The organism is Streptomyces sp. NPDC005963 (assembly GCF_040638655.1).
Lineage (GTDB): Bacteria > Actinomycetota > Actinomycetes > Streptomycetales > Streptomycetaceae > Streptomyces.
This window is the reverse complement of record NZ_JBEXVD010000019.1, coordinates 43,114-57,662: the sequence shown is the minus strand read 5'-3', so window position 1 is coordinate 57,662 and position 14,549 is coordinate 43,114. Positions and strand designations below refer to the sequence as shown.

Here is a 14,549-nt window from a genome sequence, read left to right as displayed (position 1 = left end):
CACTTTCCGTTCGATCCGGCCGTGCAGTCCGGAGCCCGACACATGCACCTTGCGGAATGGATGATGCCGCAGTGGTGGCGACTCACCGCACATGAGGTGGGTGCGGGGGGGCGTTATGTCATGACGCCGACGCGTGTTGATCGCGGATCGATGGGACGGGACGGTCGGAGGCGAACCGTGGGGTCGACGGAAATGTCCCTGCGACAGTGTTCGTACGGTGGGGGCGCACGGGTCCGGCCGCGCGTGCGGCGCGTCCGGACCCGCCCAACTGCTGGCTGTCCGCCCCCGGTGTTCGACGGTTCCTTAGAACTTCACGTCGGAGCAGGAGTAGAAGGCGTTGGCGGTGTCCGCGATGGTCCACACACCGAGGATCAGGTGCCTGCCGGTCTTCTGCGGCAGCGTGCCGGTGTGGGTGACCACCGCGCCGGGCTGACGACCGCCGAAGGGCACGGTCAGGAACGGCTGGGGCTCCAGGTCCGCCCGGGTCAGCTTCTTGTTCGGGTTGAAGCCGTTCTTGGTGATGTAGTAGCTGAAGTTGGTCGTGGCGTGGCGAGCCCTGATGTTCCACTTGAACGTGAGGCTCTGACCACTGCTCAACGAGGTGGTGGGCCAGGCTCCGCCGCGCGGGTCGTCGAGCTCGGAGAAGCGGCCGTTGTCACCCGAGCAGATGCTGCCGTCGGCAGCTCCGCGGGCCGGGAAGCCCTTGGGGCCCTCGACGCTCCACGGCTCCCACTCGATCTGACCGCAGTCCTGCACGACTCCGTCGTAGCAGAGCTGCTGGCGGCTGATGGGCGAGTCGGGGGCGCCGTGGCCCTGCGCACTGCCGGATGCGGCGAGGAGTGAGGCACCGACCATGCCGATGCCGAGCAGTGACGAGGTGATCTTTCTGCGCATACTTCGCTCCTGGTGGAGGTGTGGGGGTGCTGCGAGTCTGGTGGGGCAGACGAGCTCACGCAGTGGGGGCTAGCCCTTCTCAGGTCTAGACCAAGTTCGAGACTATCCACGCCTGTTGGGCGTGTCCACCACAAGTCTCAGGGGTGATGCATCGCTCGGAGACGCTTGCAGGCGGGGGTGAGAGGGGCGCTCCGCGATCCAGAATCAATGATTCCAGTTCGATGGGCGCGAGGTACTCCAAAGGGCGGAACTGCCCGCATGTACCGGGGGCGAATCAGCCTGAGTCAGTGCAAAGAGCCTAGGTGAAAGCCGAGACGGGTGTTCCCTATGAGGCTTCATGGGGGTTCATCGGTCGCCTTCTGTGCGAGCGTGCCGACGCTTCGGAAGACAAATCCACGTACGCTGCGGCACCTTGTCGACAGCCGGACTCCGTAGCCGAACTCAGCCATTCGCGACAGTCGCAGGCAGGAGAAGGGCGACGCGGACCCCGGGCCGAAGGCGACCACCGGAGACGCTGGACCTCCCTGGCTCACCGCGCCCGGTCGCGCCCGGTCGCGCTCGGGGAGGGAGGTGTCTCGGGTCCGCGCTGCGGGCTGCTCAACCGGAGTTCGAGCGCCGCCCGCGTGGTTTGCGAGGGGTTGCCCAGCGGCCGGACGGCCTTTGACGGGTCCTCTCCCGCATCACCTCGTCGTACTCCGCCTTGCTCATGGCCCGATCCGCCGGGGGCTCCAGGACCGCCGTACGAGAGCGCCAAGCGGGTGCGACGGGCCAGCCGATCCGGGCTGCAACGCTGTCGTAGCGCGGACCGAAATCGGCGCACACCAAGGGTTGCATCCGGTAGGAGAGTCCGCGGACACGGTGGAGGAAGGGCAGGGGAAGTAGCACGTGGTGGGATTCCAGATAGTGTGAAAAGTCCTTGCGCCACAACCATGCGCCATCGGTGCAGTGTGATGATCCACCGCCGGAATGACGGTGCGCGATCCCGGTCAGCACATCGACGACGCCCTCGGTGACATCGAGTACGCAGTGCCCGGCGTCCAGATAGGCGACCACTGCGCTCTCGTCCCCCGTGCCCAGGGCACTGACGGCGTCCGACAGTGGCCCGTTCGGCTGGTGGCCGCCCTCGGCGAGTTCGTCGTAGAAGCCCAAGAGCCCCAACACGGAAAGCCTCCTTTCCTGTCCAACGGGCATCGTGGCCCGCTGGTTTCGATGGCTCTTGGACAAACCATGCCCCGGGAGTGCCACACGATGTCGTGTTCCGTCCCGAGATCCTGGGGCTTGTGGCGGGGTGTGCGCGGTGAGAGCCTGCTGAGGTTCAGGGAGATGCACCGGAAGAAGGGGGAAACGATGAACAGGCGAGTGACCACCGTACTGTCCGCCGTCCTCGTGGCGGCCGTCGCCGTCCTGGGGTTGGGCTCACCGGCATGGGCGAAGTCTGCGGGTGACAAGAAGGTGGAAGTCATCAAGGGCGTGGTCACACCGGACGCATGACAAGGTGCTTCCGCCCACCGGAGACAGGGATCGCGGACGCGTTCGACGTGCCGTCCGGAGGCTGGGGGGTCGGGACCCGCGCCGACCGGCCTTCACCGCGGCGATGGTGTGGAGGCAGAACGGCCTACCTCGGCCGGGCTCGCATGCACCGAGGGTCCGGTGTGGACAGAACCGCGCCGGCCGTTGATGTCGGCCGGCGCAGTTCTGTCGGACCGGCGGTCCATGGCGAAGGTTGCATGAGCAGCCGACGCCACGGGACCGGGGGTCAGTTGCCGGAAGCCTGGTAGAGGCCGCGGCCCGCGCGGTGTGCCCGGGACGTGGCGACCAGCCGGTCGAGCGTGCTGCGGACCGTGTTGATGGCTCCGGCGGACTCGTCGCGCCCCAGTGCCTGAGCCACGTCCCTGGCGCGCAGGGGCTTGTCCGCGTGCTGCACCAGGACCGCAATGACCTGGTCGGTCAGACCGCTTGAGTCCTGAAGCGCTGCGGCGGACTCCACTGCCGCTGCCGCGGTCGCCTTCTTGGCCTTTGCGGGCTTCGCTTCGACGACCTTCTTCGCCGTACGACGCTTGGGCGCGGGGGCGACCTTGGTCTCGGTCTTCTTCGTGGCGGGTGCCTTGCGGGACTTGCGGGGGGCCGCCGCCTTCGTGGGTGCTGCGCTCTCCTCCACGACCGGAGCCGCTTCCGGCTCCGAAGGTGCGGAGACCTCGGGTACGGCGACGGGCTCGACGGCCGCGGGCGCAGGCTCAGCAACAACCTCGGCGCGCGGGGCCGGGATGGCGGCGGTGGAGAGGTTCTGGAGCGCGGAGAGCGCACCACGGACCGATTCGAGCCGCTCGGTGACCGCGGCGAGTTCCTTCTCCAAGGACTGCTGCTGCTCTTCCAGCTGCGGCAGTTCGTCCTGGAGCAACGCGGTGGTTGTCTCGATGCTGCCAGTTGCACTGTTCGACGATGTCATGGTGCCTTCCCGTGGGGGTCTTGTAGCGCGTGTTGAGCGAGTTGTGATGCAGAGTAGAGCTGAGGTGTTGTGACCGGCAAACGGCCGGTGCGCCCGATCGTGCCGTGCGGGGCCGCAGTGACTGCCGAAGCGAGCCCCTGTCGGCACACGAGCCGTGCAAGGAGGTGAAGGGGGCGAGTGGATCGTAGCGACACGGAACCGATCCCCATGGGTGGGGACGATGCGCAGCCAGCTTCTCACAGATACCTGCCCACAGTGGCAAGATGCCCCAGCCTCTCGAAAAGCCTCGTTGAGCTGGGGTTTCTCGGAGTGGGTCGGAGACCTTGAGCGGCCCGGCGACGAGTTGAGCCGTTCCACCCGGCCTTCTGTACCTCCCGTCCATGCTCGGGAAATCATGTGACTTGTTGTCTTGGGGGGCGCCGAGATGCCTCCTGGATGACGAACACAGAAGCGAGGGGGATGGGGAATCAGTCGTCCCCCGGTGTGGCGTTCGCACCCACATCCCCTTCGAGTGAACGTGCTGCAACTCACTTCCGGAAGCTGATGTACTGTCAACCGGAAGCTCCCCATCGCGCTCGACGTGAACCTTTTGCGGTGAAGGGCATCGCTCTTCGACCGTAAGTGAAGAACGACAGGGGCGACTCTTGCGGACCGCCGTGCGTCCCGTTCCGAGGGGCGGTACGGAATGTTGCCCCACGCGTTCCGCCATCGGAAATCCGCGGCGCCACAAGGTGAGTCGCCGTGTCCGGCCCGGGTCCGATGGCTTCTTTCACGGTAAGCGTCGGCCCCATCTGGGAAGAGGTGGGGTCGAGGGATCCGCTGCATTCGAGGCATCTGCTCGATGGGTCGCAAGCTGCGTTGGCCATCCCGTCCCCCGTACCGCGTGTGCAGAAGCGGAACGTGCTGTCGGTCGACGATCTGGACACAATGCCCCGGGCGGCCGCATTCACCACACTGCTTCAACACGCAACGAGATGGTTGTAGCGACACCGCACCCGACGCCACCGACGACACGTGGCAGCAGCGGCCGGCGCGCCAGCAGGAACGTGAATGCAACCGGGCACCGGCCGTGCGGACTGCAATGGACCGGGGCACCCGGCTGGGTGCCCACCGGCTCTCAGAAGCCGGCCGGACTACGGCGGGGCGGTCCAACTGGGCTACGACGACGTGGCCCGGCCGGAGTGTGACAACCGAACCCGCCCTCTGGTCGCAGCGAAGCCGCCCAGGACCACCAGCGAGTGAGGCCCGTGACGTCGGGTCCACCCGCACGACTTTGACAGGGAGTTCCCGTGCCCGTCACGTCCACGATCGACCACCACGCCACCGGTCACAGCCCCGCACACGCCTACGCCCTGGTGCAGGTGGCCGCCTTGGCCTACCAGAACGAGTCCGTCGTCGCGGAGCAGGCCGAGGAGTGGGGCTTCCACCACGTGCGGCACCACCGTTCACGGTTCACCCCGCCGTTTCCCCTCACCGACACCCAGGCGTTCACCATGGCCAGCGACCGTATGATCATCACGGCGTTCCGCGGCACGGAGCCCCTACAGATCCGCGACTGGCTGTCGGACGCGACCACCCCGCCGTGGCCGGGGCCGGCGCGTACCGGTTACATCCACTACGGTTTCGGTGAGGCACTCGAATCCGTGTACCCGGTCGTGCGGAGCACCCTCGAAGAGTTCCGCACCGATCGGCAGACGGTGTGGTTCACCGGCCACAGTCTGGGCGGTGCGCTCGCGCTGCTGGCCGGTGCCCGCCTGCACTTGGAAGAACCGAAGCTGACCGCGGACGGCATCTACACCTTCGGCCAACCCCGGGCCTGCGACCGACTCCTGGCCGCGGCCTGCAACCGGGGGTTCGCGCAGCGCCTCCATCGATTCGTCAATAACAACGACATCGTGCCCCACTTGCCGCCCGAGCCGGCATACACCCATACGGCGGGCATCCGGTACATCGACTCCCGCGGTGCGATCCACACTTCGACCTCCCCGCTCGCGAAGATCGCGGACCGGGCCAGAGGGATGACCGCCGACCCCCTGGCCCCGGCCTGTGACGGTGTTCGTGACCATGCCGTGCTCAACTACGTCACGGCGCTCAAGAACAGCATCGGGTGACGGGGCGCAACCCCCTCTCGCTTCTCGGCGCGGTGCGGTCGGCGCGCCGTGCGGGCGTCATCGCAGCAGAACCTTCACCTGCTGCGGGTGTTCTGGTCACCCGGGATCGCCGCGGTCGACGAGCAGGGCACCACGGTTACCGGCGTCACGACGTGGGCAGCGGAGTGTCGATGAGGTCACCCACGAAGGTGCGTAACACGCCGCGTCTGACCGGGGAGACGCCGGAAACCAGCCGGGCCCCATACGCGATGGCCACGCCGGGACCCGCGTAGCAGGTCCACCGGGTGCGGACCAGGGACGGGGTCGCCGAGGGGTCGCTCCCGTACGAGAGCGGCCCCGCCACCGGGCGCCGCGCGACCCGTACCTGTTCCGAGCCGTCCGGATGACCTCCGGCCCGCAGGGCCTCTTCGGTCGGAGGCTCCAGGGAGAACCGGCCGCCTTCGTCCGCCTCGGAGATGACCACACCGATGCGCCCGACCCGGGCGGGAGCCACGGCCGGATCGAGGATGCCGTCGAGGTTCGCGGGTATCTCCTGCCCGGCCGACAGATGCGTGTACGCCCACGAGGCCGCATCCGCGATCGACGGCATCGCCCGTTGGATGGTCGGAAGGGCCCGTGTCATCGCCTGGTTGAGGATGTCCACCGCAAGGGCGGGAGCGGGGAGCACCGCCGCATGGATCTCCGGTTCCCATGCGGCTGCCTCCCCGTCCATGATCTTGTTCAGACGGGAGAGCTCTTCCCCGCCGAGGAAGCCCTCGACGCTCTGTAGAGCGAACATCTCACTGCGGTGGTTCATCAGTCTCCTTCGAACGGCCGGTGGGGCTGTGCATCGCCCCCCTACGATGATGTGACGCAGCCCCGAGGCGGCAGGGCGCACATGGCGGCGTGCGGTGGTGTGTCACGAGCCGCGCAGAGCCCCCGGCACATGTACGGATCCGTCGGCCGCGAGTCACGCAGTGGGATCGCGTCCTCAAGACGGCCGGTACACGTCCTCCTGAACACGCCGTCCGTGCCGGACGCCCGGTGGGCGTACGCCTGCGCGAACTGCTCCGCCCACCGTCGTCCGATGTGATGTCGCCCGCGGAGGCGCGGCCGGGCTCAAGGGCGCGTCGTCGGGGCGCGGGGGACGACGGGGTCGGGCCGCAGCAGGGGCGTGCATATGCCGGCGAGGACGCCACGGCAGGCCATGGCTAGGCCGGCCGCCTGTGCGCGACGACCGGACAGCGGTCCAGCCGTGCACCACGCGAGGAGGCACGCCTCAAGAATGCAACCGCACTGAAGTGCACCGTCCTATCCCAGTGCACCGTCCTATCAGCCGGGAGAGCCGTTGCCCATCGGTGGTGCAGATCGAGAACTCCGTCAGCCTGCGGCAACGAGGAGGGCGACCCTCAGTTCGCCAGGGAAGCCGTGGGGAGGTCTCCGTCATGGGCCTGACGAGCCCGTTTCGTGAACATCTCCGCCAGCGCTGTGAGTTGCTTGTCGGTGTGAGGGGTGTGTGCGACCCCGGTGTTCGTCTTGATCGATAGCAAGGTGGGGCCCACCCGGATCTGGATGTAGGCGCCGAGGCCGCCGTCGTGCTCGCCGCGTTGGGCGCCGCTCTGGTCTCCCAGACGCCCGACCTCGGCCTTCTCCGAAGGAATGATCCATGCCGTGCCGGCGTCCTTCCAGAGGAAGGGATAGGCCTTCGAGGCTGCCTCGGTGTCCCGGTGTGCGAAGACGGTGAAACTGAAGTCACCCTCACCCTCCTTCGTCAGGACGGTGGTTCCCACTCCCTGCGCCGCCACGCACTTCCCCAGCTCACCGCCGGCACACGGCCGCTTGTCCGAGCCCGCACTCAAGTCCAGTACGCCCGAGTTGTTCCTCTTGGAACCCGGAAGGTCGGCCGCTTGGGGCAGCACGGCCTTGATCTCGGCCTGAGTCAGTGTCTTCGCCCGGTCGTAGGGGCTCGAACCCTTCGCGTCGGCGCTCTTCTCCGTGCCACCACAGCCTGTCACCAGCAGCGCCGCCACCAATGCGGCTGCCGCCCCGCGCGGTGCCTCGAGCCTGACCATCATCCGCCCCCTGGGTTGCGTCGTTCGCACATACGGACGCCCCATCATCCTCAGCGGTTGCAGGGGGAACACAGTGGGGCGTCGGTGAGGAGGCATCGGCGTTCGTCCACGGTCGGTGCGTCGCGGCGTTCCGGGTGGCCGCCGACCGTCCGACTTCGCGATCTCGTCCCCTCTCGGCGCGACTGCCGTGGGCATCTGTCATGAATCCGCACTCTTCGTCTGCTGATCCGAACTGCCTAATATGAGAACGGAGTTCGAGAATTTCGTCCAAGGGTGAATGATGTGCCGCAACGGCCCCCGCCCCACCAGGGCCGACCTGTTTGACATGCCCAACGGAAGGATCGACGTCGTGCAGGTAAGACGTATGGCCCCCGCGCTAGCGGTGAGTGTGTTGGCGACACTGGCGCCCGCGCTCGCCTCGGCCCCGGCCTCGGCCGCACCCACTCCGGGCGCGGTCCCCCCACTTGCCCACTCCCCCCAGAAGCTCGTCTGGAAGGGATGCGACCCCGCCCTGCCGGCCTCGCTGGAGTGCGCCACCGTCAAGGTGCCGCTGGACTACCGGCGCCCGAGCGGCAAGAAGCTCGACATAGCGATATCCAGGATCAGCGCGACCGACCCGGCCAAGCGCCGGGGCGTGCTGCTCATCAACCCCGGCGGCCCCGGCACCTGGGGCCTGGACATGCCCGCCTACCTCCAGGGCGCCTTCCCCGCCTCCGTGCTGGAGCGGTACGACCTGATCGGGTTCGATCCCCGCGGCGTCGGCAGCAGCAGCCCCCTCACCTGTGGGCTCTCTCCCGCGGAACTCGACGGAGAACGCGCGTACACACCCGCGACCTTCGACCAGCACATCGCCCTGACCCGCAGCATCGCCGACAAGTGCCGGACCAAGTACGGTTCCGATCACCTCGCGCAGTTCACCACCCGCAACACTGCCCGTGACCTGGAGGTGATCCGGGCCGCCCTGGGCGAGCGCAAGATCAGCCTCCTCGGATACTCGTACGGCACCTACCTCGGCGCGGTCTACGCCCAGATGTTCCCCCGGCGCGTCGACCGGTTCGTCCTCGACAGCGCGGTCAACCCCGCCGACGTGTGGCGCGGCAGCTTCCAGATCTGGGCACCCGCCGTCGAGCAGGCGTTCAAGCGGTGGACCGAATGGACCGCCGCGCGGTCGAGCACCTACGGACTCGGCACCACCCCGGCCGAGGTCTCCCGCAGCTTCTGGAACATCGTCGCCCAGGCCGACCGGGAGCCCATCCGGGTGGGGAGCACCCTCCTCAACGGCACCCAGATCCGCGCCAACACGCGCACCACGTTCTTCAAGCTGCGTGCCGGAGCCGAGGCCGTCGTCAACCTCAAGAAGGCCGCGGCCGGCGAGACCGTACCGGAACTGCCGCCCCTGTATGGGTGGGACGACAACGGCACCACCATGTTCTGGACGGTCGCCTGCGGCGACGTGTCGTGGCAGAAGGACCCCGAGAGCTACCGCAAGGACGCGGTCCGCGATGCGACCCGCTACCCCCTCTACGGGGACTACAACTCCAACATCGCGCCGTGCGCGTTCTGGGGGAAGCCGGCCGAGCCCACCACCGTCATCGACAACGACGTGCCGGCGCTGATCCTTCAGAACGAGTGGGACTCCCAGACCCCCCTGAGCAACGGGCACGGACTGCGTCGGACACTGGACGGCGCGCGCATGGTGACCGTCGACGAGGGCGAGGGCCACGGCGTCTACGGAACGGGTGTCAGCACCTGTGCCGAGGGCATCGCGAACACCTTCCTGGTCACCGGTCAACTGCCGGCGAAGGACACCACCTGCCAGGCGAACCCGGCCCCACAACTGCGCAAGGGTGCGGGCGGGCCGATCCCGCTACCGATCCGCTGACCCACCTGCACCACTCTGACCGCCCGGCCGGCCCGCCTGCACATCAGGGCGCCCAGTGACGAAGGAGCCGGTCGCGAACCTCATCTGAGGCCGTGACCGGCTCCGCTGTGCACCCGGCCCACCGCGCCGGCGAGCCGAACGCCCTCAGGACCGGTCGGCCGGACCTTCGGGGATGCGGTCGCTGACCGCTTCGGCCATGGCGTCCATCCCCGCGTCATTGGGATGCAGGCCGTCTCCGGAGTCGTAGACCGGGGCCAGTTCATCACCGTGCCCCGGACGGGGATCGGTCAGCACCCGGTCCAGGTCCACCACCTCGTCGTACGCCCCGCTGCTCCTGATCCAACGGTTCACGGCGTCGCGGACCTCCTCCTTCTGCGGGGTGTAGTAGCCGGCGTACGCCTTGAACGGTGTGAGCGTGGCGCCGATCACCGTGATTCCGCGTTGCCTGGCCGCCCGGATCAGCGCACGATGACCGTCGATGACCTCGTCCGCGCTGACGACGGGACGGGTTCCGCACCCCCCGTCGGGGAGCCCACCGCCCCCGATGTCGTTGATGCCGATCAGAACGACGGCCGTACGGACCCCGGCCTGCCCCAGCACGTCATGGCGAAATCGAGTGACGCCCTTGTCGCCGTAGCAGAGCGAGTCGGTGAGCAGCATGTTTCCGCTGACGCCCGCATTGACGACACCGAGGCGCCGTCCGTCCGCCAGCAGTCGCTCGCCGAGCCGGTCGGGATAGCGGCGATCGGTGTCGGGAGTGGAACCCCATCCGTCGGTGATGGAGTCCCCGAACGCGACGACACCGCCCTCGTTGCGCACTCCCCGCACCTCGACCCCCGAGACGAGGTAGTGGGACTGGCCCGTGTCGTTGGCGAAGGCCGTGCCCGACGTGTCACGCGTGAGGTTGCCCGCCGCGCGGTAGGAGGTGGCGAGGCCGTCTTCGTGGTAGCTGACGGGGCCGGTGCCACCGGCGAAGTGGAGGGTGATGGTGAGTCTCTCCCGGGGTCGTACCGGCAGCCGTACGGATTCCGAGTACCGTTCGGCCCCGATGGGCACGACTACGTCGTCGCGATGCTCGAACCGCAACGGGCGAACGGTTCCGGGAACCACTGCCGCTCCCTCGGCGGTCCTCGCCACGCTCGCCCCGGTCAGACGGAGCGGCTGCTGTCCAAACCGGTTCGACACCCGGACCCTCACCTCCGAGCCCGCGGCACTGACGCGCACCACCTGGCGGAGGCTCTGGTCGGTGAATCCGTCCCAGGACCAGTTGGGCCAGGACCACGGCAGGGGCGCCAGCGGGCGGTAGAGGCTGGAGCCCCAGGCTCCCGTCCAACTCTGCTGCCGCGTGGCCCTGTCCGCGTCGGACGTGACCGAAGCGGCCGAGGCTGGGGTCGCAGTGACCAGCACGACGAGGGCTGCGGTACCCAGGGCAGAGAGGCGGACGCACCGGTTCGACATGCGCAAGGGGACTCCTTCGGGGGACTGGATGCAGCGAACCTATCGGGCCCGTGTCCGCGAGGGGAACGGTCCACGGCGACGCGTGTACACCGGGCCGTACGCCCGCCACTCATGGGGGAGTTGGTGTGCCCGGAACATCCGGGTCCGGGTTCCCACAGGCCGAGACTCGCTCCTCATGCTCGGAAGGTACCGCCTCCTGTAAAAGCGCGCACAAACACCACCAAACGCTAACTAACACCAGTGAATGCTGACGAAAACCTACGCCGTGGAGCCTTCGCCGTACCGAATCCGCCCCGCGGCACGTCGAGACGCTTCACCCCTCACTCCGCGACCCCACGGGACGTAACCGCGAAGAGCGGACCGACGTTGGCCCTACATGCGTCCACGTCACGCCCCGCTGCCCGTGCCCGGGCCGCGCCGGCCTCCCTCCATGCTGCGCCTCGCGTTCGCCTCGCTCGCGGGTACGGCCATCGAGTTCTACGACTTTTTCGCCTACGGCACGGCCGCCGCCCTCGTACTGGGGCCGTTGTTCTTTCCGTCCTTCTCGCCCTTGGCCGGAACCCTGGCAGCCTTCGGAACCTTCGCCATCGGATTCATCGCCCGCCCCGTCGGCTCCGTACTCTTCGGCCACATCGGCGACCGCTACGGTCGGCGCCCTGTGCTGTTCGCCTCCCTGCTCACCACCGGATGTGCGACCGTGGCCGTGGGATGCGTCCCGTCGTACGCATCCATCGGCCTGGCCGCTCCGATCCTGCTGCTTGCCTTCCGCTTCCTCCAGGGGCTGGGGCTCGGGGGAGAATGGGGCGGAGCGGTGCTCTTGGTGGCCGAACACGCGCCGCCCGGGCGGCGAGCGCTGTGGGGCAGCTTTCCGCAGATGGGACCGCCCCTCGGCTTCCTCCTCGCCAACGGCATGATGCTCACGCTCTCCGCCGTGCTCACCGACCGTCAATTCCTCGAATGGGGTTGGAGGGTTCCGTTCTGGGCCGCAGGTGTCCTGGCCATCGGTGGATTGCTCCTGCGGAGCTCGCTGACCGAAACCCCCCAGTTCCACGAGCTGGCCAAGAGCGGCGCACGGGCGAACGCACCCGTCGCGGAGGTCTTCCGGCACCACCGGAGACTCCTCCTGTTGACTGCGGGTGCACTGTCGATCGGATACGCCGTGTTCTACGCGGTGAGTACCTGGGCGCTGTCCTACGGGACGGAGCAGTTGGGCGTCAGCCGTACGGTGATGTTGCTCCTCGTGATGGTCGCAGTCGCGGTGAAGGGCGCGCTCACACCGGTCGCGGCGCTGCTGGGGGACCGGTTCGGCCGTCGCCCGATGTGCCTGGCGGGAAGCGCCCTCGCGGGCCTGTGGATGTACCCCTTCGTGGGACTGCTCAGCACCGGGGAGCCGGCGTTGATGTTCCTGGGCCTGATGGTGTCACTGCTCGCCTTCATCACCATGTTCGCGGTCGTCGCCGCCTATCTGCCGGAGCTGTACGAGCCGCGGGTGCGGTGCACGGGCGCCGCGGTCGGCTACAACCTGGCCGGTGTCCTCGGCGGTGCGTTGACCCCCATGGTGGCGACCGCGCTGTCAGGCGGATCGCGACCGCCCTGGGGCGTTGCGATGTGGTTGACCGGTGTTGCGGTGCTCAGCACGGCCTGCTTCGCGGCGCTGCCCGAGACCAAGCCGCGGTCCATCGGCACCGATGCACCGGAGCGGTTGGACGAGGGGTCGGTGCCGGCCTGACCGAAGGGGGCGGTCCCACCGGGGCGGTGCCCCTGCTGCGTCCCACGGACCGTCATATCGGGCCCGCTGCACCCTTCCCGAGCATCGAAGGCTTCGGAGGGCCGCACGAACCGCTGTGGTGGTCAGCCGAGACATCGTGTCTGTTCCGGCGGTTTGTGACGAGAATGTAGCAAACCGGTGGTCAGGCAACCTTTCGGGCTCCCATGCCCTCTCTCCGAACGATTCCCGATCGCTCGGAGGTACGAACCATGGTCAGCACGCAGCAGCGCTTCGCCCCGCGCCGCAGCACACCGGAGCCCGGCCGCACGTCTTCGGGCCGCGATCGCCGACTGTCTGCGATAGCCACCGCCAGCCTGGCGGCACTGCTGCTCGGCGCCTGTTCGGGCAACGGGGCGCAGGACGATTCCCGCAACGGTGGCAAGAGCGTGGAGGAGGCCGCGGCGCGACCGGAGATCTCGGTGAACCTCCAGGGCCGAGCGGCGGCTCCGGGCAAGCCCGTCACGGTCAAGCTGGCCCGTGGCGAACTGAAGGACGTCAAGGTCACCACCGGCAAGGGGGCCGTACTCGGCGGTGCGGTGTCGAACGACGGCCGCACCTGGACCTCTCGTCGCGCCGCCGCGCCCGGTACCGCCTACACGGTACGGGCGACCACCGCGGACGGAGGCTCCACGCAGGCGAGCTTCGCCACCGCCGCCGCCGACAAGGTCAACAAGCTGGAACTCGCGCCCGGCAAGGGCAGTACGGTCGGCATCGCCCAGCCCGTCTCCATCGTCTTCGACCATCCGGTGAAGAACCGCGCAGCCGTGGAGCGCGCACTCAAGGTGACCACGTCGAACAAGACCGTCGGTTCCTGGGGGTGGATGGAGCACTACGACGGCAGGTCCCGCATCGACTGGCGCCCCAAGGACTACTGGGCGGCGGGCACCAAGGTGAGGCTTCAGGCAGAGCTCAACGGCATCGACTCGGGTGCGGGGGGCGGCTGGTTCGTCCGGGACTACGACATGGACTTCACCATCGGCAGCTCCCAGGTGGTCAAGGTCGACCTCGGCTCGAAGAAGCTGACGCTGTTGCGCAACGGTGAGGTCGTCCGTTCGATCCCGGTGTCAGCGGGCACCCCCGGGGGCAAGAAGCGTTCCTGGGGCGGGACGTCCGTGCTGATGGCCAAGGAGGGCACCATCAACATGAACTCGGAGACGGTCGGCCTCGGGGACGCGTACAACAAGATGGTCGACTACTCGATGCGGTTGACCTGGTCGGGGATGTACGCCCATGCCGCCCCGTGGAACAGCGCGCACTTCGGGAACGCGAACCGCAGCTCCGGGTGCATAGGGATGAGCACGTCGAACGCATCCTGGCTGTACTCACAGGTCCGAGCGGGCGACCCGTTCGAGATGTCGGGCCCCGGTCACAAGGGCGACCCGGCACCGGGCAACGGCTACGGCGAGTGGAACCTGTCCTGGCAGGAGTGGCAGGGCAAGAGCGCCCTGGCCTGATCGCCCGGCCGACGATACGAGGGGGCGGTCGTCTCCGCGCGGAAGTTCAGGGCCTGCTGTGGGTGTGCTCACGGCGGGCCTGCGCACGCGCCTGGCGGTCTGCCGCGACGACCTTGAGCCCGGCTTCGCGCAAACGCCCGTATCCGGCGGGTTCTACGACGTACCAGCAACGGCCGCACACATAGCCGCCTTCCGGCCCGGCCAGGCCGGTGAGGTGGCCGCAGGTGTCACATCGAACGCGTTGCGTGCTCATGAGCGACCGCTTCCGCGATCACCGCAGGACCGCCTGTCCTCAAGGCCCTGCACCGCTACGGTGCGTCGGCGTGGACGACTCATCAGCCGGGTCTCCTGAACTGGCGTCGGTGCTCCCCCAGGGGGCGACCTTACAGCGGTACCCGGGCTCCCGACAGGAACTCCGGCCAGGAACATCGCCCGGGCCCTCCAGGAGCGCTGCGGTCGGTGCCGGGTAAGAGCCGATTACCCAC

12 protein-coding genes are annotated in these 14,549 nt (G+C 68.3%); 5 read left to right on the top strand and 7 right to left on the bottom strand.

Annotated features, from left to right (window positions below; genetic code table 11):
* Positions 1-303 precede the first annotated feature (303 nt).
* Both ABZ348_RS23545 and ABZ348_RS23540 read right to left on the bottom strand, forming a co-directional pair.
* Positions 304-894: a lytic polysaccharide monooxygenase auxiliary activity family 9 protein gene (locus ABZ348_RS23545; RefSeq protein ID WP_358936082.1), complete on the bottom strand. Its 591-nt coding sequence runs from the start codon at positions 892-894 to the stop codon at positions 304-306.
* Between the two features lie 597 nt (positions 895-1,491).
* Positions 1,492-2,055, bottom strand: coding sequence for a hypothetical protein (locus tag ABZ348_RS23540; RefSeq protein WP_358936081.1), 564 nt, complete (start codon positions 2,053-2,055; stop codon positions 1,492-1,494).
* 186 nt (positions 2,056-2,241) lie between these two features.
* Between ABZ348_RS23540 and ABZ348_RS23535 the strand changes: the two genes are divergently transcribed.
* Positions 2,242-2,385 carry a hypothetical protein gene (locus tag ABZ348_RS23535; RefSeq protein WP_358936080.1) on the top strand — a complete coding sequence of 48 codons (144 nt, stop codon included), beginning with the start codon at positions 2,242-2,244 and terminating at the stop codon, positions 2,383-2,385.
* A 265-nt stretch (positions 2,386-2,650) separates the two neighbouring features.
* On the opposite strand, the gene ABZ348_RS23530 is transcribed toward ABZ348_RS23535, so the two are convergent.
* Positions 2,651-3,340, bottom strand: a complete 690-nt coding sequence (locus tag ABZ348_RS23530) for a hypothetical protein (protein WP_358936078.1) — start codon at positions 3,338-3,340, stop codon at positions 2,651-2,653.
* A 1,289-nt stretch (positions 3,341-4,629) separates the two neighbouring features.
* Between ABZ348_RS23530 and ABZ348_RS23525 the strand changes: the two genes are divergently transcribed.
* A complete protein-coding gene (locus ABZ348_RS23525) occupies positions 4,630-5,451 on the top strand; it encodes a lipase family protein (RefSeq protein ID WP_358936076.1) in 822 nt (273 codons plus the stop codon).
* Between the two features lie 145 nt (positions 5,452-5,596).
* Here the strand turns inward: ABZ348_RS23525 and ABZ348_RS23520 are convergent, their stop codons facing one another.
* Together ABZ348_RS23520 and ABZ348_RS23515 are read right to left on the bottom strand one after the other, a co-directional pair.
* Positions 5,597-6,247: a hypothetical protein gene (locus tag ABZ348_RS23520; protein ID WP_358936074.1), complete on the bottom strand. Its 651-nt coding sequence runs from the start codon at positions 6,245-6,247 to the stop codon at positions 5,597-5,599.
* Positions 6,248-6,839: 592 nt separating this feature from the next.
* Positions 6,840-7,505 (bottom strand): hypothetical protein, encoded by a 666-nt coding sequence (locus tag ABZ348_RS23515; RefSeq protein WP_358936072.1) that lies wholly within the window; start codon positions 7,503-7,505, stop codon positions 6,840-6,842.
* Between the two features lie 346 nt (positions 7,506-7,851).
* Here ABZ348_RS23515 and ABZ348_RS23510 point away from each other — a divergent pair, with 346 nt between their 5' ends.
* Positions 7,852-9,384 (top strand): alpha/beta hydrolase, encoded by a 1,533-nt coding sequence (locus ABZ348_RS23510; RefSeq protein ID WP_358936071.1) that lies wholly within the window; start codon positions 7,852-7,854, stop codon positions 9,382-9,384.
* Between the two features lie 144 nt (positions 9,385-9,528).
* On the opposite strand, the gene ABZ348_RS23505 is transcribed toward ABZ348_RS23510, so the two are convergent.
* The gene (locus ABZ348_RS23505) at positions 9,529-10,842 is read right to left on the bottom strand and encodes an SGNH/GDSL hydrolase family protein (protein WP_358936069.1); all 1,314 of its coding nucleotides are present in this window, start codon (positions 10,840-10,842) and stop codon (positions 9,529-9,531) included.
* Positions 10,843-11,272: 430 nt separating this feature from the next.
* Here ABZ348_RS23505 and ABZ348_RS23500 point away from each other — a divergent pair, with 430 nt between their 5' ends.
* Both ABZ348_RS23500 and ABZ348_RS23495 read left to right on the top strand, forming a co-directional pair.
* Positions 11,273-12,571, top strand: coding sequence for an MFS transporter (locus ABZ348_RS23500; protein ID WP_358936238.1), 1,299 nt, complete (start codon positions 11,273-11,275; stop codon positions 12,569-12,571).
* A gap of 248 nt (positions 12,572-12,819) precedes the next feature.
* Entirely contained in the window at positions 12,820-14,064 is a 1,245-nt protein-coding gene (locus tag ABZ348_RS23495) for an Ig-like domain-containing protein (RefSeq protein WP_358936067.1), read from the top strand.
* A gap of 46 nt (positions 14,065-14,110) precedes the next feature.
* Here ABZ348_RS23495 and ABZ348_RS23490 read toward each other — a convergent pair whose 3' ends face one another.
* Positions 14,111-14,317, bottom strand: a complete 207-nt coding sequence (locus ABZ348_RS23490) for a hypothetical protein (protein WP_358936065.1) — start codon at positions 14,315-14,317, stop codon at positions 14,111-14,113.
* Positions 14,318-14,549: the final 232 nt, after the last annotated feature.